This is a genomic window from Agrobacterium genomosp. 2 str. CFBP 5494 (assembly GCF_900013495.1).
Taxonomy (GTDB): domain Bacteria; phylum Pseudomonadota; class Alphaproteobacteria; order Rhizobiales; family Rhizobiaceae; genus Agrobacterium; species Agrobacterium pusense.
On record NZ_LT009719.1, the window covers coordinates 168,358 to 185,646 of the forward strand.

16 protein-coding genes are annotated in these 17,289 nt (G+C 59.4%); 2 read left to right on the forward strand and 14 right to left on the reverse strand.

The genetic code is table 11. From position 1 onward, the window contains the following. Nucleotides 1-181: 181 nt before the first annotated feature. From AGR2A_RS15700 to AGR2A_RS15730, 7 genes are all read right to left on the reverse strand, one after another. The gene (locus AGR2A_RS15700; protein WP_080823119.1) at nt 182-1,246 is read right to left on the reverse strand and encodes a porin; all 1,065 of its coding nucleotides are present in this window, start codon (nt 1,244-1,246) and stop codon (nt 182-184) included. Nucleotides 1,247-1,698: 452 nt separating this feature from the next. Then, nucleotides 1,699-3,873, reverse strand: coding sequence for a putative bifunctional diguanylate cyclase/phosphodiesterase (locus AGR2A_RS15705; RefSeq protein ID WP_080823407.1), 2,175 nt, complete (start codon nt 3,871-3,873; stop codon nt 1,699-1,701). Between the two features lie 230 nt (nt 3,874-4,103). Next, entirely contained in the window at nt 4,104-5,039 is a 936-nt protein-coding gene (locus AGR2A_RS15710; RefSeq protein ID WP_080823120.1) for a 2-hydroxyacid dehydrogenase, read from the reverse strand. Between the two features lie 23 nt (nt 5,040-5,062). Further along, complete coding sequence (locus tag AGR2A_RS15715) at nt 5,063-5,794, reverse strand: amino acid ABC transporter ATP-binding protein (protein ID WP_004444596.1); 732 nt, start codon at nt 5,792-5,794, stop codon at nt 5,063-5,065. Then, entirely contained in the window at nt 5,775-6,434 is a 660-nt protein-coding gene (locus tag AGR2A_RS15720; RefSeq protein ID WP_003521700.1) for an amino acid ABC transporter permease, read from the reverse strand. Before AGR2A_RS15720 ends, AGR2A_RS15715 begins: the two co-directional genes overlap by 20 nt. Next, nucleotides 6,431-7,135 (reverse strand): amino acid ABC transporter permease, encoded by a 705-nt coding sequence (locus AGR2A_RS15725; protein ID WP_006700307.1) that lies wholly within the window; start codon nt 7,133-7,135, stop codon nt 6,431-6,433. The genes AGR2A_RS15720 and AGR2A_RS15725 overlap by 4 nt, the downstream gene beginning before the upstream one ends. 66 nt (nt 7,136-7,201) lie before the next feature. After that, on the reverse strand, nt 7,202-8,005 hold the full coding sequence (locus AGR2A_RS15730) for a transporter substrate-binding domain-containing protein (protein ID WP_004444612.1): 804 nt from the start codon (nt 8,003-8,005) through the stop codon (nt 7,202-7,204). A 295-nt stretch (nt 8,006-8,300) separates the two neighbouring features. Here AGR2A_RS15730 and AGR2A_RS15735 point away from each other — a divergent pair, with 295 nt between their 5' ends. Both AGR2A_RS15735 and AGR2A_RS15740 read left to right on the forward strand, forming a co-directional pair. Further along, nucleotides 8,301-8,621 carry a hypothetical protein gene (locus tag AGR2A_RS15735; RefSeq protein ID WP_044458915.1) on the forward strand — a complete coding sequence of 107 codons (321 nt, stop codon included), beginning with the start codon at nt 8,301-8,303 and terminating at the stop codon, nt 8,619-8,621. 172 nt (nt 8,622-8,793) lie between these two features. After that, complete coding sequence (locus tag AGR2A_RS15740; protein WP_080823121.1) at nt 8,794-9,816, forward strand: LacI family DNA-binding transcriptional regulator; 1,023 nt, start codon at nt 8,794-8,796, stop codon at nt 9,814-9,816. 118 nt (nt 9,817-9,934) lie between these two features. Here AGR2A_RS15740 and AGR2A_RS15745 read toward each other — a convergent pair whose 3' ends face one another. The 7 genes from AGR2A_RS15745 to AGR2A_RS15775 all read right to left on the reverse strand — a co-directional run bounded on the left by AGR2A_RS15745 (nt 9,935) and on the right by AGR2A_RS15775 (nt 16,943). Beyond that, entirely contained in the window at nt 9,935-10,963 is a 1,029-nt protein-coding gene (locus AGR2A_RS15745) for a trans-3-hydroxy-L-proline dehydratase (protein WP_080823122.1), read from the reverse strand. Between the two features lie 10 nt (nt 10,964-10,973). Further along, complete coding sequence (gene lhpI, locus AGR2A_RS15750; protein WP_080823123.1) at nt 10,974-12,668, reverse strand: cis-3-hydroxy-L-proline dehydratase; 1,695 nt, start codon at nt 12,666-12,668, stop codon at nt 10,974-10,976. A gap of 111 nt (nt 12,669-12,779) precedes the next feature. Continuing rightward, nucleotides 12,780-14,021: an NAD(P)/FAD-dependent oxidoreductase gene (locus AGR2A_RS15755; RefSeq protein ID WP_080823124.1), complete on the reverse strand. Its 1,242-nt coding sequence runs from the start codon at nt 14,019-14,021 to the stop codon at nt 12,780-12,782. Then, nucleotides 14,021-14,743, reverse strand: coding sequence for an amino acid ABC transporter ATP-binding protein (locus AGR2A_RS15760; protein WP_004444624.1), 723 nt, complete (start codon nt 14,741-14,743; stop codon nt 14,021-14,023). Before AGR2A_RS15760 ends, AGR2A_RS15755 begins: the two co-directional genes overlap by 1 nt. Beyond that, a complete protein-coding gene (locus tag AGR2A_RS15765; RefSeq protein WP_006700301.1) occupies nt 14,736-15,389 on the reverse strand; it encodes an amino acid ABC transporter permease in 654 nt (217 codons plus the stop codon). Before AGR2A_RS15765 ends, AGR2A_RS15760 begins: the two co-directional genes overlap by 8 nt. A 12-nt stretch (nt 15,390-15,401) precedes the next feature. Beyond that, nucleotides 15,402-16,067: an amino acid ABC transporter permease gene (locus AGR2A_RS15770; RefSeq protein ID WP_004444628.1), complete on the reverse strand. Its 666-nt coding sequence runs from the start codon at nt 16,065-16,067 to the stop codon at nt 15,402-15,404. Nucleotides 16,068-16,136: 69 nt separating this feature from the next. Next, complete coding sequence (locus AGR2A_RS15775) at nt 16,137-16,943, reverse strand: ABC transporter substrate-binding protein (protein ID WP_004444630.1); 807 nt, start codon at nt 16,941-16,943, stop codon at nt 16,137-16,139. Nucleotides 16,944-17,289 lie beyond the last annotated feature (346 nt).

The following is a 17,289-nucleotide window of genomic DNA, read 5'->3' on the forward strand; positions in this document are numbered from 1 at the left end:
GGTCGGCAAGGTCCCCTTGGACTTCTTGCCAACATCACGACAAAGACTCCCCGGCCAGGAGAGGACCGGGGAGCAAACCTGACATCATGTCAGGAACTTTGACTGGAGCTAGCACTCACCCGTTCAAGAAACGGGGTGGATCTGAGTTGTCTAACCCGGTTATGCTTTTTGTCAGGCTCTGTTAGAACGAACGCTCGAGACGAACGAAACCGGTCCAGCTGTCGCCACCACCGTTTACGCCCTTCTTGCCATCGACGTCCTGATAGGTGACCGCAACCTTGGTGGAGAGACCAGAGGTGATCTTGTAACCGGCAGCGACGCCAGCGCGCCATGCATCGCGGCTGCCAACGAAGTCGTTGTTAGCGCCGATGTCGATCGTGCCGAAATACTGGAAGCCGGGGGTGATGGTCAGCTTGTCAGTTGCCTTGATGGCGTATTCAGCAGCAACAGTCCACTCGGACTCTTCGTAGTAGTAGTTGGCGCCGGAAGCCCAAGCACCGGAGATGCCGAGCGTGCCGGGACCGATGTCAGCAGTGATGATTGCACGGATTGCACCGTTTTCCTGGTTCGTGTCGTAACCGCCAAGCAGGTTGGCCTTAACGCCGCCGATCTTTGCGCCGATGATGGCGCTGATGCCAACATCGTTCGTGTTGGTCTGGAACTTGCCGTCCTTCGTAACGCCGAGTTCGGAAGTGCCCTTACGCGAACCTTCGAGCTCTTCAACAGCGGCACCCACGTAGAATGAGCCGGCGTCGTAGGTGTAACGGATAGCGTTCAGACGGGTGCGGTTGGAGCTGAGCTGGTCATACTCACCGGAGAGACCGTCGTCCCACCAGTTGTAGTAGAAACCGACTTTCAGGCCGCTGAGTTCGATGAAAGCCTGATCAAGAACGAAGTTGCGGTCAGTATCGTTGTCGGCCTGACCGCGCAGACCGATGTAGCCACGCAGGGCGCCGAGTTCTGTGTCGGTGCGGGTGTCAATGTTGAACTGGGCGCGGGTGAAAGAGTCCCAGTCAGATGTACCGGACTGGTTGCGACCGAAGTCGGTCTGGAAACGAACGTAACCGTCGAACTTCAGGCAGGTTTCGGTGCCGGGGATGTAAAAGAAGCCGGTGCCGAAAGCATCGCAGACGCGAACATATTCCATGGGCTCGGGCTCAGCGGCGACGATGGCGTCAGCGGCCTGTGCGCCGGATACTGCTGCGAGAGCCGCAGCGGAGCCGATCAAAAGGCTCTTGATGTTCATTTGTAATCTCCAGTCAAAAATTTTTCAACGAATGCGCAAATTTGTGGGCTGGTCTTTTCCCTGCCGCCCGCTTCCCTGCGCTGATCAGCAAATGACAGAAATCGCGGGGGAGTCGCAATTCAAATCTCCGGATTTAAAATACAACACGATGACGCAATCACACTAAGTAGTAAAATTACAACAATTATAAAGTTTAAAATATATAAATACACTTATATACACTTGCAAAATAGGCTTTATTGTATATTTAATTTCCGATGATATTCTAATATGCGAAACTAGTAACAATATTTCTGCAGCAGGAGCCCAACAGCTCACCTTGAATAACAACGGTGATGTGACAATGGCAGAGGGCTGGTGCAGTGAGTGCGCGAGGCGGCGATACCCGACCCGGAACTCGCGCGTGGTGCTTCAATTCCGTTCGGATAACGCAGCGGGCGGTGGATCGGCGATTACAGCGGTTGGCTGGAAGAACCGGTTGCAAATGTGGACATCGCCTTCAGCATGCCCTCGATCTCGCCAGCCGCCACGGGGCGGCCGAAATAGTAACCTTGCCCGTAGGGACAACCGGCAGCGCGCAGAAAGTCAGCCTGCTCGGCCGTTTCCACGCCTTCGGCAATGACATCGATGCCCAGTGAACCGGCAAGCTGGATCATGATCGAAACAATGGCGCTGTCTTTGGTTTTTGCCGGCAGATGCGTGAGGAACGACCGGTCGATCTTCATGCACGAAAGAGGGAATGTCTTGAGCATGCCAAGACAGGAATAGCCGATGCCAAAGTCATCCAGTGCCAGGCTGACGCCCATCTGCTTGATGGCGCGCATGATGCGCACTGACGTGTCGACATCCTGAATGATGAGCGTCTCGGTAATCTCGATTTCCAGCAGCGAAGGTGCAAGGCCGGTTTCCTTCAGCACCGAACTGATCTGGTCCGCCAGGCCGGCCTGAAACTGCCGGGGGGAGATATTGACTGCCATTTTGACAGGCGACAATCCAGCAGCCATCCAGTCTCGCGCCTGACGGCACGCTTTTTTCAGAATGCTCTCCCCAAGCTCCACGATGAGGCCGGTTTCTTCCGCAAGGCCGATGAATTCCGCAGGCCCAAGCAGTCCCTCCGCCGGGTGCTGCCAGCGCACCAGCGCCTCCACCCCACTGATGCCGCCGGTAAGTAGATCGACCTGCGGCTGGAAATGCAGGATGAATTCATCCCGTTCCACGGCCCTGCGCAATTCCTCGATACGCGTGACCTTCTTTCTCAAATCGTCTGCCATGCGCGGCGAGAAGGTGGCGATACCGTCCCGACCATTATGTTTCGCCTGATACATGGCAAGATCGGCAGCGGCGACGATCTCCGCCGTGGTTTCCCCATGTTCCGGAAAAAACGCCACGCCGATGCTGGATGTCGCCTTGATATCATAATTGCCGATGCGCAGCGGCTGTGAGACCGCAGCCTGGATGCTCCGAAGCCGGTTTTCGAAACCGTCACGCTGCTTCTCCAGAATGACGACGAACTCATCCCCGCCCACCCGCAACACGAGATCGTTCCGACCCAGGGTCCCTGCGATGCGCGCCGCCGTCTTCGAAAGCAGCGCATCACCGACGCTGTGGCCCAGCGTGTCGTTGATCTGCTTGAAGTTGTCGAGGTCGAGAAAGCAGACGGCGATCGTCCGCCTGGCTTTTGCCGCGGCCGCAAGAACTTCCGGCAGCCGTGTATCGAGAAAACGGCGATTGGGGAGCCGGGTCAGCATGTCGTGATCGGCCAGAAAGGCGATATGTTCGGCAGCACGTTTGCGGTCGATCGCGAGCCCCGCCATGCGTGCAGCCGCACCGATAAATTCCACCAGTGCCGGATCTGGCTGGCGGGCCGCGAGCATGCACCAGACAAAACCGTGCGCCTTGCCGTCGCTGGCGGGAATATCGAAGCTGAAGGCCGTGTTATCGGCAGGGGAAGTGATGATGTCAGGATCGCTGACCGAGGAAATCATCGCCGTCAGCCCCGCATGCGGAGCGAGTGCCGGCGATGCATAAACCGAAGGTTCACCCGTAGCGGCGTCGAACACCCGTACGGCACAGGCAAGCCCCGTGGCGAGATTTTCAATCGCCTTGACGAATTCCTCTAGGAAATCCTCGATACGCGCCGCCGCGACAATCATTTCGAGAATGCGCGCCTGCGTCTGCAGCAGCCTTTCGGAAGCCTTTTTCTGGGTTATGTCCCTAGAAGCGCCGACCACCCCGATGATGTTGCCGGACTTGTCCCGCAGCGGCACGCGCGACATCATCAGCCAGCGGTCGATATCGCCGCGCATGGCCCGCTCTTCATAACCGAGATCCGGTTCTCCCGTGCGCATCACCCGTGCCTCGGTGTCGGGAATGCCCGCCCGCCGTGCTGCTTCGCCGTGAATATCGTAATCGGTGAGGCCAATCAGCTCCTCCACCGTGTCAAAACCATTTTCCTTGACGATTGCGCGGTTCGCAAACAGGAAACGACCTTCCAGATCCTTGGCATAGATAAAATCCGGCACGTGGTCGATCATCGCTTCCAACAACACATGCCGGTCGGATGGATTACTATTTTCATCTGTTGGGGTAGAGGCAGATGGCCCTGTTTCGCGCTTTTTTCGCGATATCCGATTCTGCACGGGTGTCTTCGGGCCCTTGGAACGCACCTATCCGCCTCATCACTTTATAAGAGAGCAGAATAGTAGGATTATACATATTATATAAATATGAACGAGGGGCGGAGATAGGGTGGCCGGTAGCCGTCTGTACGCTTGCGGCGATGAAATAGCGCCTGTCTCAGGGAAACGGCGCGGATAGAAGCCGCGCCGCAAGAATTCTGGCATCCAGCAAGGCCCCGTCACACCACCGGCGTCGGCAGCTCCCTGCCGGCAAAATGCGCGTCGAGATTGGCAAGAACGAGGTCTGCCATGGCCCGTCGCGTCTGATGCGTGCCGCTGCCGATATGTGGGGCGAGCGTGACGGTTTCGAAAGCAAACAGCGCTTCCGGCACACGCGGTTCATCCTCGAAGACATCAAGCGCAGCACCTGCGATCACGCCATTCGAAAGTGCCTCAATGAGCGCCTTCTCATCCACCAACGAGCCGCGAGCCACGTTGACAAGCACACCCTGCGGGCCAAGCGCGTTCAGAACCTCGGCGCTGACGATATGACGCGTTTCGGCGGTGGCCGCTGCGGCGATGATCAGCACGTCACAATTAGCGGCCAGAGCTTCGATGCTGTCATAATAATCATAGGCGACATCGCGACGATTTCTCGCGGTGTAGGAGATATGCGCATCGAAACCTTCGAGCCTCCTGGCAATCGCCTGACCGATGCGGCCGAAACCGAATATGCCATAGCGACGACCGGCCACGCGGGTGGAAAGGCCCATGTCGCCCTTCAGCCATTGCCCGGTGCGGACATATTGGTCTGCCTGCGGCAGCCTGCGCGCCTGCGCCAGAATAAGGCCCAGAGCAAGATCCGCGACATCGGCCGTCAACACGTCAGGCGTATTGGAAACACGAAAGCCGCGCCGCTTCGCTTCAGCCAGATCAACCTTGTCGAAGCCGACGCCGTTGATGGCAACGATTTCAAGCTTTGGTAACGCTGCACCAATATCAGCCGGCAGGCCGATATGACCGCCGGTGACGACGCCGCGGATCGCGCCGCCTTTTTCAGCAAGGAAGGCGGCCCTGTCTGACACTTCGAACAGGCGATGCACGGTGAAGCGCTGCGCAAGTTCTTCCTCCAGTGCCGGGATGAGCGGGCACAGCTGCACGATTTCAGTGGTCATGGATTTTCCTTTGTGCCTGTGAACTACTTCACATCGGCCTTGACGAATTGCCGGAGTTCCGGCGTTTGCGGATTGGCGAAGAGTTCGGACGAGCGGCCCTGCTCCCAGATCTTGCCCTTGTGCATGAAGATCGTTTCGGTCGCCACACGCCGCGCAAAGGCCATCTCATGCGTCACCAGGATCATGGTCATGCCGTCTCTGGCGAGGTTTTCCATGACAGTCAGCACTTCTTCGGTGAGTTCCGGATCGAGCGCAGACGTCACCTCGTCGAACAGCATTACCTTCGGCCGCATGGCAAGCGAGCGGGCAATCGCCACACGCTGCTGCTGGCCGCCGGACAGCTGGTCCGGATAGGAATCGAATTTCTCCGAAAGACCGACGAGCTGCAGAACCTCACGGGCGATATCCTTGGTTTCCGATTTTGCCACGTCCTTGACGATGCGCGGCGCAAGCATGATGTTTTCACCCACCGTCAGATGCGGGAACAGATTATAGCTCTGGAACACGATGCCGACATCGGTGCGCAGCTTCCGCAGGGCCTTGGCGTCTTCACCAATCGCATGACCAGCGATTTCGATGCGCCCGGAATTGATCTTTTCCAGCCCGTTCATGCAGCGCAGCAGCGTGCTCTTGCCCGAGCCCGAGCGGCCGATGAGGGCGAAGACTTCACCACGGCCGACCGTCAGCGACACGCCTTTGAGGACTTCCAGAGCGCCAAAGCTCTTGTGAACGTTTTCAACGATTACTTCCGGCATGAAGCCTCCTTTCCAGCCAACGCGACAGCTGGGATAACGGGTAGCAGACGATGAAATAAAGTACGGCCACCGCCACGAAGACGCGGAACGGCTGGAACGTGGCATTGTTGATGAGCTGCCCCGCTCTCGCCAGTTCGACGAAACCGATGATCGATGCGATGGACGTGTTCTTGACGACCTGGACGGCAAAACCGACGGTCGGCGGTAGCGAAATTCGGATCGCCTGCGGCAGGATGACGTAGCGATATTGCTGGGCGCGGGTGAGAGCGAGCGATTCCGACGCTTCCCATTGCTGCTTCGGCACCGCCTGGATGCAGCCGCGCCAGATTTCCGCGAGATAACCTGACGTATAGATGGTCATCGACGCGCCGGCGGCAAAAAGTGGCGGCAGTTCCAGCCCGGCAAGGCTGAGGCCATAATAGGACAGGAACAGGATCATCAGCACCGGAATGCCCTGGATCACCTGAATGTAGGTGCCGGCGGCAATGCGCAGCGCCTTGAAATTCGAGGTGCGGGCGAGCGCCACGAAGAAGCCAACGATACCGCCGCCGATTAGCGCAATGATCGTCAGAAGCACGGTCCATTGCAGGGCGGTCAGCAGGAAGCCGAATTCGTTCCAGCCGAAAGTTCTAAGGGTCATGACTGCACCTCCGGCAAAGCGGTCATCGTCTTACGGGCCACGCGGCGACCGAACAGCCACATGCCGACAAGGGCAAGGATGAGCCGCAGGCTGAGCGCCAGCGCCAGATAGATGAGCGTGACGACGATGTAGACCTCGAAGGAGCGATAGGTCTGCGATTCCACGAAGGCTGCAGCGGCGGCAAGCTCATGGGTGGAGATGGCCGAGCATATGCTCGATGCCAGCATCATCAGCACGAACTGGCTGCAGAGGGATGGATAGACCTTGGCAATGGCGGGCACGATAATGACGTGACGATAAATCTGGTACTTGGTGAAGCCCAGAGCCTCACCCGCCTCGATCTGCGACTTGTGCACCGCCTCGATGCCGGCGCGGATGATCTCCGTCGAATAGGCGGCAAGATTGATCGTCATGCCGATCAGCGCCGCCGTATCCGCCCCGACGCGAAAGCCGAGACCCGGCAAGCCGAAATAGACGATGAACAGCTGCACGAGGAACGGCGTGTTGCGGATGACTTCGACATAAGCATCCACGATGATGCGGACGATGCCACCATTGATGGAGCGCAATGAAGCGAGAAGAATGCCGAAAGCGCAGCCGAGCACGATGGAGAGGACCGACAGTTTGATCGTCAGCCATATGCCGTTCAAAATTTCATTTTGATATTGGGCGAGCGCGCCGAATTGGAATGTATAGGACATGCGTCACTCCGTTGACATTTCCCGGCCCGCCGAACGTATTCCCGGCGGGCGCGTTGAAAGGCTCAATCAGAAGCTTGGCAATTGCGGCAGCGGGCGACCGGTCCATTTGACCGAGATGCGGTCGAGATCGCCGGACATCTTCATCAGGTAAATGGAGGTGTTCAGCCACTGGCGCAGCTCGAAATCCTCAAGCTTGGTCGCCATGGAATTGCCCTGCTGGAAGAAGGTGAACCCGACCTGGAGACCGGCTTCCGGGCGCTGCTTGATGATTGCTTCACCAACCGTGGACGGCAGGGCGACGGCATCCACCTGACCCGCAAGCAAAGCTTGGGCGCTGGTGGAATCGTCTTCGTAAACGACGATTTCGAGACCTTCGACGTTGGCCTTGCGCAGCGCGGTTTCCTGTGAGGAACCGCGGTTGACCGACACGCGCTTGCCCTTGAGGCTGTCGAGATTTTCGAATTTCTGGTCCTTGCCGGAGATGATATCCATGTTGAAGGCGCTGTATGGCTGCGTGAACATCACAGTTTTGGCGCGTTCGCCGGTCGGCGCAAGCGTCGCAACGAGGAAATCGACCTTGCCGGTCTGAAGGGCCGGAATACGCGCTGGAGGCGTCAGCGGCACCAGTTCCACCGGCAGCGACAGGTAGGAACCGATGAGATTGGCAACATCGACGTCATAACCGGAAGGGTTGCCCTTTTCATCCACCATGCCCATCGGCGGCGCGCCCGTGAGGACACCGATCTTGACCTTGCCGCGCGCCGTGATCTCGCTGAGCGAGACGGCATGGGCGGACGTTGTAGCCGCAAGCGAAGCTGCGGCAACGCCAACAGCAACGGTCATGTTTTTCAGAAATCTGGATATGCTCATGGTTTCTCCTCCAACCCAAATAGTAGCTGCCCAATGCAGAACAGCGGCCTTCGCAAACCGAAAAATGTTCTCGATAACATTTCTAGGCGCTTGACTAAAAACTCCTCCCAAGAAACTGTGAAAACACAGAACCAGATGAACTTCTTATGAGATTCAATCAGTTAGCAAGATTATCGATTTTCCTCTCTTCGACATCGCTTCACGTTCTTGGCAGGATCAATAATGCATGTTATCGGTATCATTGCAAGTCCGATCTACAGAACTGTTTCGATCGGCATTCATTTCGGGAGGAAACATGTACACACGCTCGGCAATTTTCGAAGGCAGGATTCATTCAGGCCGGGAGGAGGAGTTTTTTCGCATCGTCGAGGAAAAATTACTGCCTGTCTGGAAGCGCATGCCGAATGCGCAGGCGGTGCGAGTGATGCGTACGGAGCGCACGGACCCGGACGCGGCCCAGATCATCATGGTGCAGGAAATCGACTATCCGTCGATGGAGGCCGTGGAGGAAGCGCTGGTGTCTCCGGTCCGGCTGGAAGGCCGGGTACTGACGGATGAGATGATGAGCATGTGTGACGGGCGTTTCTACCATCTGGTCTATAGCCGCGTCGCATAAATCCGGTGCACGTCGCATTGATCTGCAATCATACGGCGTGCTTTCCCTTGGTATCTTCGTGTATGTCTTGTCGTGAACCGGTCTTCATTCAGCCGGATTGTAACTGGGGAGACATGCTTTGGTGGAGCGCACGCCTTTGGCCGCAGCGTTAGTCACGTCAAAAAAAGCAACCATGAGCGACGTTTCAAAACTTGCGGGCGTCTCCAAGATGACCGTCTCGCGGGTGCTGGCCGATCCCGCTCTGGTGTCCGAGGAGACGCGCCAGAGGGTGATGAAGGCCATCGAGAAGCTTGGTTATGTGCCTGATCGAATCGCCGGTTCGCTTTCTTCTCGCCGCACCAATTTCATCACCGCCATCCTGCCGACACTCACCAACTCAAACTTCGCCGACAGCGCTCAAGGCCTCGCCAATGCGCTACGCGCCGCCGATTACCAATTGCTGATCGGTTACACCATGTACGACCTGCAGGAAGAAGAGCGCGTCATCCGCACCATGATGGAGCGCCGTCCCGACGCGATTGTCGTCGCTGGCACGGTTCATACCAAGATGGCTAGCGAAGTGTTGATGCGCGCCGGTATCCCGATCGTTGAAATCTGGGACGTACCCGAACATCCGATCGACCACGCGGTCGGTTTCTCCAATTACGAAGTGGGAAGAACCGCCGCCAAACACCTGATATCGCTTGGATTCACGCGCATAGGCGCACTTGGCTCCCGAGCCGATGGCGACGTTAAGGACTGGCGCGGCGAAAGCCGCCTGCTCGGTTTCGGGGCTGCCCTGCGCGAAGCCGGCATCGCCGATGATCTCATCATCCGCGAGGGCAGCGCGCCGGTCTCATACGATCACGGCGCGAAAACGCTGGGCTCCCTGTTGGCCAAGGCGCCCGATGTCGAAGCCATCTTCGCCGTGTCGGATATTTCCGCTGTCGGTGCGCTGATGGAATGTCATCGCCGCGGCATTCATGTACCAGATCAGATTTCCATTCTCGGCTTCGGTGATTTTGACATTGGCAGACAATGCTATCCGGCGATTTCAACGATACGGGTCGACGCGCAGATGATCGGCCGCAAGGCGGGCGAGTTGCTGCTTTCGATATTGGAGGCAGAAAAGGACGCTGCCATTCCCGAGGGTGCGCGGGTGGATGTCGGCTTCGAGCTGATCGTGCGGGAGACGACGAAGCGGTTGGGCCGGTGAAGCTTTAGCCCTGTTGGAACGAGCGGGTACCGCATCTTTCTTCTCCCCGCCGGGGAGAAGAAAGATGCGGTACCGCTGTGGCGTACTCACCATTCCACCTGAGTGACCTGTAACGCCCTTACCTCGCACCCCAGGTATCCGTCAGCCGATACCCCTCCGGCCATGGATCCGACGGATCGAGCATGTGCTGGTGTATTCCGGTGATCCAGCCGCGGCCGGATATTTCCGGCAGGATGGCCGGGCGGTCGCCGACTGTTGTGGTTCCGAGGATACGGCCCGTGAAGGTAGAGCCGATCAGCGACACCGCCGTCAGCGTTTCACCTTCCTTCATTTCGCCGCGTGCATGCAGCACGGCCATACGGGCTGAAAGCGCCGTGCCGGTAGGCGAGCGGTCCACCTTGCCCGGCTGGATGGCGACGGCCGCCCCTGCCCGCAGGCCTTCGGCCGTGCGTTCCACCTTGCCGGCGAACAGGCAGAAGGAAAAATGCCGCCAGTCCGGGTTTTCGGGATGATCGAAACCCAGCGCCTTGTTGGCGGCGTTGGTGATGCGCACGCCGAGGCGGGCAATCTCGTGCGCCTCTTCCGGTTTCAGGCTGAAACCCATTGCTTCGGCATCGACGATGACGAAACTGTCGCCGCCGTAGGCCGTATCCACTTTGAGCTTTCCAAGGCCTTCGACCTGGAGTTCGGCATCAAGCTTCGCGGCGAAGCTTGGCAGGTTCTGCACGAAAATACGCTCGGCCTTGCCGTTGCGGCATTCGGCACGCACCTTCACCAGCCCGCCGGGAGCTTCCAGCAGCATATGGGTTTCCGGCTCCTGCATCGGCACGATACCGCCATCGAGAAGGACGGTGGACACGCAGATGGAGTTAGACCCGGACATGGGCGGCGTATCCTCCGGCTCCATGATGATGAAGGCGGCATCCGCATCAGGATGTTTCGGCGGAACCAGCAGATTGACGTGGCGGAATACGCCGCCGCGCGGCTCATTCAGCACGAAGTTGCGCAGCGTCTCGTCACGGGCGATGAAACGGCTCTGTTCCCAGATCGTTTCGCCTGGTGGCGGCTTGACGCCACCGACAATCACATCCCCCACCTCGCCTTCCGCATGGGCGGAAATGACATGAACGGTCTTGATACTGCGCATTGAATTCTCCTCAGGAAAGCCAGGCGGGAAGACGGGAAGCGGCACGGCCGGTCAACGCGCACTCGACGCAATCGGCAAGGCTGCCGAAGCGCACCGCGCGGCCGCTGAGGCCGGGTCCGTAATGGGCGTATTTGCCGGAATTGGTCATCAAGGCGCGCGTCTTCGTCGGGAAGACCGGCTCGGAGATAGAACACCAGCAGAGGTCAGGCAGTACCTGTACACCGCTATCCTTCAGGCTTTTCAACGTGCCGTCGTGGGCAGCTGCATCGATGACCTGCTGGCCGGCTGTGACGATGACGGCGACATCCGCACGGCGCCTGCGACCGTCGAAAACAGCCGCGAGGGCACGGCACTCCTCCAGCGACGCGTGAGGACTACCTATGGCGACCAGTTGCACCTCCTCCGGTCCCTCGTTCAGCAGCGACCACCCGGCCGCCATATCGGCAAGCGAAATGCTGACCGTTTCGGCCGTTTCCAGAGGCGCAATGCCGGCTTCCGGCGTAACGCCCTCGATATGTAGCATGGGCGCTGCTGAGGTGGTGCCGAAGGCAGCGCAGAGCGCTTTCAAATCATCCCGCGAGGGTTTCGCAGCCCCAAGCCCGCGCAGCAGCGGTATGCAATCGGGGGCCGCCTTGCCGGCGAGATAACCGACGAGCGGCCAGAACGCATCGTCGATCCCTTGCGGCAGCACCACGTCCACGATGCGCTGCGGCCGGCGATTTTCCTCCAGGTAAACACCCGAAAGCGGCGCCCTGCCCGTCATCGCGATACATAGATCGAGGAAATCGGGATGTTTGGCAGTGCGTGCACCAAGCACCGTATTGGCAAAAATCACCGCGTTCGATTCCGCCCAGGCAATCGATTCACCCGCGCCCGGCGCGCTGTCGAGCAGGTAAGGCGAACAGGTGAAGGTGGGCCGACAGCCCATGCGCACATAAGCATCCGCCAGTCTGGCCGCCGGATCGCCGAAATCATCCGGCACGCCCTGTGCCCGCCAGTTGGCCTTGTCCACCGAAATGGCGTTCATGGTCGTCGGCACCCGGACCCTGCCACCCATCTCAGCCATTTTTTCCGCGAAGGTGAGATTGGCGGGGCTGGCATAGATGCAGCCGTCAATATGGCCCTGTGTGACATTGACGAGCGCGGAAGCGCCCTGCTGGGCTGCCATGGCGACGATGATGCGCATGGCCTGGCGCACGGCGATGCCGTCGCGCCCTTCCAGCATCGCGCGGTCGTCACCCGTCAGATCGAGACGGGCAGTCGCGGGATGCGCTATGGCAAGCGAAAGGCCACCGGCCTCGATGCTGTTTTCATCGATGCGAACATGGGTCGCGCGGGAAAAGCGGGCAAAACTTTCGGGGTCGAGACGGACGACCGGCAGCGCCCGCTCGAACATTTCCGCCGCGACAAGTGCGCCCAAGGTCAGCACATCCTCCGCCTCGCAGAAAACGAGAGCGGATGGCGCCCGGCCCGTTAGAATAAGGTCGAGCAGAACGCCAGACCCGGTGCACGAGCCCCGGCTGGTCGGCATGAAGAGCACGCCGCCGGTGAGACTGACGCCGTGCAGCGGGTGATGCACGTCGATCACCCTGCCGGTGGCGGGATCGACACCGCCCCAGAAACTCAGCGCTTCCGTCGTAGCGATCAGGGGGCCTTCGGCCGCACCGGTAAGAATGCTGCGGGCTTGCGGAACGGCAGAAGACATCGAAAATCTCCCTAAGGCATTTCCAGTAAAAGCGCGTCGCGCTGTGCGCCCCGGTAAATGCGTGAAAAAGTGCTAGAGAATTTTTGCGTTTCGGGGAAAAGCCGAAATCCTCTAGAAACGTTGCGGCGAAAAAGCGCTTGTGTCGATGGCGGGTTTTTGCCCCGTCAGAATGTCGGCGACGATGCGCGCCGTACCCGCAGATTGCGTCAGTCCCAGATGTCCGTGACCAAAGGCGTAGACCACCCGCGCCGTGTGTCGCGCATGGCCAATGGCCGGCAGGCTGTCCGGCAGCGAGGGGCGAAAGCCCATCCACTGCTTGCCGCCTTCGGATTTCAGGCCCGGCAGGAAGGCTTTCGCCTTGGCCAGCAGCGCTTCGGAGCGGGCAAAATTGGCCGGAAGCTCCAGCCCGCCCAACTCGACCGCACCGCCGACGCGGATGCCGGAGGAAAGCCGGGTAACGACGAAACCATGGCCGCCGAAGGTCACCTGCGTCCGCAGATCGAATGCGCCTGAAGGCAGGGTTGTATTATAGCCCCGTTCCGTTTCCAGCGGAATTTTTTCCCCGAGCGAACGGGCAATGCGGTGCGAAAAGGCGCCTGCCGCCAGTACCACCCGGCCTGCCTTGCGCGTGCGGCCGTCATGGCTAACCACCTCGACCCCATCCTCCAACGGCCGGAGCGAGGCGATATCGAGGCATTCGATACGCCCGCCCATGGTGCGAAAATGGTCGGCCAGCGCCAGCGTGTAAAGCCTGGGATCGGCAATGGAATACCAGCCAGGCGTGAACGTGCCGCAGATGAAGCGCGGTGCGACGCCGGGCTGTATCTCGGCCATCTGCTCTGCGTTCAGATGCCGGAACTCGATACCGTGGCGCTCACGCGCCTTCCAGCCGCCGAGTGACGCTTCGAATTCCGCATCGCTTTCATAGACCTGGAGGTTGCCTTCCTTGCGCAGCATGGCAATGGTGTCGGTCCTTTTGAGGAACGGCTCCAGTTCGGCCCTGGAAAGGTCCATCAGTGCCGTCTGCGCTGCAGTTGAGTGCTCCACCTTCGAGGCGGCGCAGGCCCGCCAGAACCGGAACATCCAAGGCGCGATCTTCAGCGCATAGGCCGGCGGCACGCTGAGCGGCCCAAGCGGATCGAGCAGCCACTTCGGCGCCTTCCAGAGAATGCCGGGCGACGCGAGCGGCAGGATATCGGTGAAGGCGAAGGCGCCGGCATTGCCAGCCGAAGCGCCCGCCGCCGGTCCCTCACGGTCGATCACCGTGACCGAAAGACCGCGGCCCTGTGCCGCGATTGCCGCCGAGAGGCCGACAACGCCGGCCCCGATGACGATGACATCATTTGCAGGCATTACCGAACGCTCGCCAGGAACTTCTGCGTCTCGGGATGCTGTGGTGCGCCGAACAGCTGGTCTGGCGTGCCGATCTCCGCCATCACGCCCTGATGGAAGAAGGCGACGCGGTTCGAGACATCACGGGCGAAGGCCATTTCATGCGTGACGCAGATCATCGTCATGCCCTCATCCGCGAGCATCTTCAGCGTGTCGAGCACCTCGCCGACCAGCATCGGATCGAGCGCGGAGGTGACTTCGTCAAACAGCATGTATTCCGGCGACATGGCGAGCGCGCGGGCGATCGCCATGCGCTGCTGCTGACCGCCTGACATGCGGTTCGGATAGACCTTCAGCTTTTCGGCAAGGCCGACGTGGGTCAATTGCTTGACCGCAATTTCTTCGGCCTTCTCTTTCGAAATACCGAGCACCTTGCGCGGCGCCAGCATGACGTTTTCAAGCACCGTCAGATGCGGAAAGGCGTTCCACTGCTGGAAGACGATTCCAACCTTGCGGCGCAGCTTGTTGAGGTCGGTCGACTTTGCATGCACCTCGGTGCCATCGATGACGATCTTGCCGCTGTCGATCGGCTCGAGGCCGTTGATGCAGGTGAGCAGCGTCGACTTGCCGGAACCGGAGCCGCCGATGATGGTGACGACCTCGCCCTTGTTGACGGTGAGGTTGATCCCTTTCAGAACCTCCAGCGGGCCGAAGGATTTGCGGACGTTTTCGATCTCAATCATTGGGGGACCACCGTCTTTCGAGATACCCGCCAAAACGGGCGATGGGGAAGCTGATAAGGAAGTAGATGGCGCCGCAGATCATCAGGATGGTCAGCGGTTCCTGCAGGCGGGTCACGAGAATCTGCGAGGCACGCAGAAGCTCGATGAGCCCGAGCCAAAGGACGAGCGCTGAATCCTTCATGACACCCAGCGTCAGGCCGATCCAGGCCGGCAGCGACACGCGCGTGGCAAGCGGCAGAACGATGTACCGCATGTCCTGCGACCAGGTCATACCGAGCGACCGGCAGGCGCGGCGGGTGTTCGAGGGCACCGCTTCGATGCCGCCACGCACGATTTCCGTGCAATAGGCCGCGGTATAAAGCGACAGAACCACGCAGGAGGTCGTAAAGGGTGGCCAGCCGAGCTTTGCGATCGACTGGAAGGCATTGCCGAGAACCAGCTGGATAAGCAGCGGCACGGAACGGAAGACATCCAGAACGAAGGTGAGCGGCAGGGCCCAGTAAGGCCCGAGCTGGAAGCGGAGGACGCCGAAGATGATCCCCATGATGGTGCCTGCCGTGACGGCGACGGCGGTGACGGCAAGCGTCATGCCGGCACCCTTGGCCAGGAAGGCAAGATCACTCCAGGTGAGAGCGGTTTCAAACATGACTCACCTCTCTCAGTAACGGAACAGACGCGCGGCCAGCAATCTGGCGGCGAGCGTGACGATCTTGGCGATCACGTAATAGATGACCGCGGCGAGCGCGAAAAATTCGAAGGTGCGGAACGAACGGGCGTTCAAGGCCTGCGTGACACCGGCGAGGTCCGTGTTCATGCCGACCGTGACGCCGAGCGAGGTCATGAGGATTGCCCAGACCATCTGGTTCGTGGCCGGCAGGAAAGCAACCCGCAGCATCTGCGGCAGGATGATCAGCCTGAAGGTCTGCATCGAGGTCATGCCGAGCGAGCGGCCCGAACGCGTCTGCGTATCCGGAATGGCCTTCAGCGCGCCACGGAAATTTTCCGCGAGATAACCGGCATTATTGAAGGCGATGCCAACGAGAAGCGCGGTATAGGGGCTCAGATGAATGCCGAAATTGCCGAGCCCGAAATGGGCCATGTAGATCTGGAACAGCGCCGGCGTATTGCGGGCTATTTCCACCCAGACCGAGGCGAAGGCGCCGAGGATACGGTTGCCCGAAAGCCGGAACAACGTCAGCACGATGGCGCAGGACACGCCGATGACCATCGACAGGATGGCGATCTGCAGCGTCACCACCGCACCGTCCAGAAGCTGCGGCAAAGCCTTCAGCGCCTGATTCCAGTGAAATGTGTAGTTGAACATAACCGTCTCACCTTTCAGAAACGATCGACGGCGCGATCATTCGACCGCGCCGTTTCCGAAAAGTCCTGATCAGCGATAAACGCCGTTGACGGTGAGCGAAGGCACTTCGCCGCCAACCCATTTTTTGTAGAGCTCGGCGTAGCGGCCGGTGCGAACCTGCTGATTGATGAAGAGGTTCAGGTAGTTGATGAAGCCGTATTCATCCCGGTTGGTGAAGAGCGCGACGTAATCGATGTCGTAAGGCGCCTTGCCGACCACCGAGATACCGGCGAACTTGCCGCTCTTGACGTTGGACTGCGCAACGGTCGACGTGGAAACGGTGGCATCGATCTGCCCCTGGCTCAGGGCAAGGAATACATCAGCCTGGGTCTGGTAAGGACGGAATTCGCCGACGCCCCACTCCTTGACCGACTTTTCAAGCGCAATGGCTTCGAACGTGCCGGCGGTTGCGCCGACCGTCTTGCCCTTCATGTCCTCGAAGGACTTGACGCCGGACTTGTCGTTGGCGGTAACGGCCATTTCGAACGCAAAGTAAGGCACGGTCATGCCAACCGTTTTGGCGCGCTCCAGCGTATCGGAGGTCGAAGCGACACCAACGTCGACGCGGCCGGACATCAGTGCCGGAATACGCTCGGGGAACGGCGTCTCGACGATTTCAGCCGTGACGCCGAGCGCCTTGGCGAGGTCGTTGCAATAATCGACGTCGAAACCGATAGGATTGTTGGCGTCATCGCGCGCGCCCATGGGCGGGAAGTCGAGCACAACCGCGCAACGCAGCGTGCCAGACGAGATGATGTCGTCAAGCTTGTCGGCCTTGGCCGGGGTGATAGCGGAAGTGGCGGCCAGCAGGCCGGCGAAAATGACCGATTTTTTCATTCTTGATTTGCTCCCAGAATTGGTCTGCCCTTGAAGGCGCGGTCACTATTTCCCTGTGGGCCTGAGAAATCAATAGAAAAATACAATGAGTATACAAAAAGAATTTTTTGCATCTGCGAACTGATGAGGTGTCGCGGATGATTACGCCAGCCGGCGCGCGGGGAGCGGACAAGGTGGGCGAAACATTCAGCCTCCTTCATGCCTGTGCTTGTCACAGGAATCTAGCCAGCCCAAGTCTTTGGGCTGAAAGAGGCTTTCAGACTCGCAGACGCGCGTCGACTGCAATCCTGTGACAAGCACAGGAATGAGGGCTTAAGGTATCTTCGTGTTTGAGACGGTGGCCTTC

What these genes read in the sequence shown, in the direction of transcription:
- AGR2A_RS15700 (WP_080823119.1), bottom strand. Translation starts at nt 1,246, where the DNA reads ATGAACATCAAGAGCCTTTTGATCGGCTCCGCTGCGGCTCTCGCAGCA.
- AGR2A_RS15710 (WP_080823120.1), bottom strand. Translation starts at nt 5,039, where the DNA reads ATGACCACTGAAATCGTGCAGCTGTGCCCGCTCATCCCGGCACTGGAG.
- AGR2A_RS15715 (WP_004444596.1), bottom strand. Translation starts at nt 5,794, where the DNA reads ATGCCGGAAGTAATCGTTGAAAACGTTCACAAGAGCTTTGGCGCTCTG.
- AGR2A_RS15720 (WP_003521700.1), bottom strand. Translation starts at nt 6,434, where the DNA reads ATGACCCTTAGAACTTTCGGCTGGAACGAATTCGGCTTCCTGCTGACC.
- AGR2A_RS15725 (WP_006700307.1), bottom strand. Translation starts at nt 7,135, where the DNA reads ATGTCCTATACATTCCAATTCGGCGCGCTCGCCCAATATCAAAATGAA.
- AGR2A_RS15730 (WP_004444612.1), bottom strand. Translation starts at nt 8,005, where the DNA reads ATGAGCATATCCAGATTTCTGAAAAACATGACCGTTGCTGTTGGCGTT.
- AGR2A_RS15735 (WP_044458915.1), top strand. Translation starts at nt 8,301, where the DNA reads ATGTACACACGCTCGGCAATTTTCGAAGGCAGGATTCATTCAGGCCGG.
- AGR2A_RS15740 (WP_080823121.1), top strand. Translation starts at nt 8,794, where the DNA reads ATGAGCGACGTTTCAAAACTTGCGGGCGTCTCCAAGATGACCGTCTCG.
- AGR2A_RS15745 (WP_080823122.1), bottom strand. Translation starts at nt 10,963, where the DNA reads ATGCGCAGTATCAAGACCGTTCATGTCATTTCCGCCCATGCGGAAGGC.
- lhpI (WP_080823123.1), bottom strand. Translation starts at nt 12,668, where the DNA reads ATGTCTTCTGCCGTTCCGCAAGCCCGCAGCATTCTTACCGGTGCGGCC.
- AGR2A_RS15755 (WP_080823124.1), bottom strand. Translation starts at nt 14,021, where the DNA reads ATGCCTGCAAATGATGTCATCGTCATCGGGGCCGGCGTTGTCGGCCTC.
- AGR2A_RS15760 (WP_004444624.1), bottom strand. Translation starts at nt 14,743, where the DNA reads ATGATTGAGATCGAAAACGTCCGCAAATCCTTCGGCCCGCTGGAGGTT.
- AGR2A_RS15765 (WP_006700301.1), bottom strand. Translation starts at nt 15,389, where the DNA reads ATGTTTGAAACCGCTCTCACCTGGAGTGATCTTGCCTTCCTGGCCAAG.
- AGR2A_RS15770 (WP_004444628.1), bottom strand. Translation starts at nt 16,067, where the DNA reads ATGTTCAACTACACATTTCACTGGAATCAGGCGCTGAAGGCTTTGCCG.
- AGR2A_RS15775 (WP_004444630.1), bottom strand. Translation starts at nt 16,943, where the DNA reads ATGAAAAAATCGGTCATTTTCGCCGGCCTGCTGGCCGCCACTTCCGCT.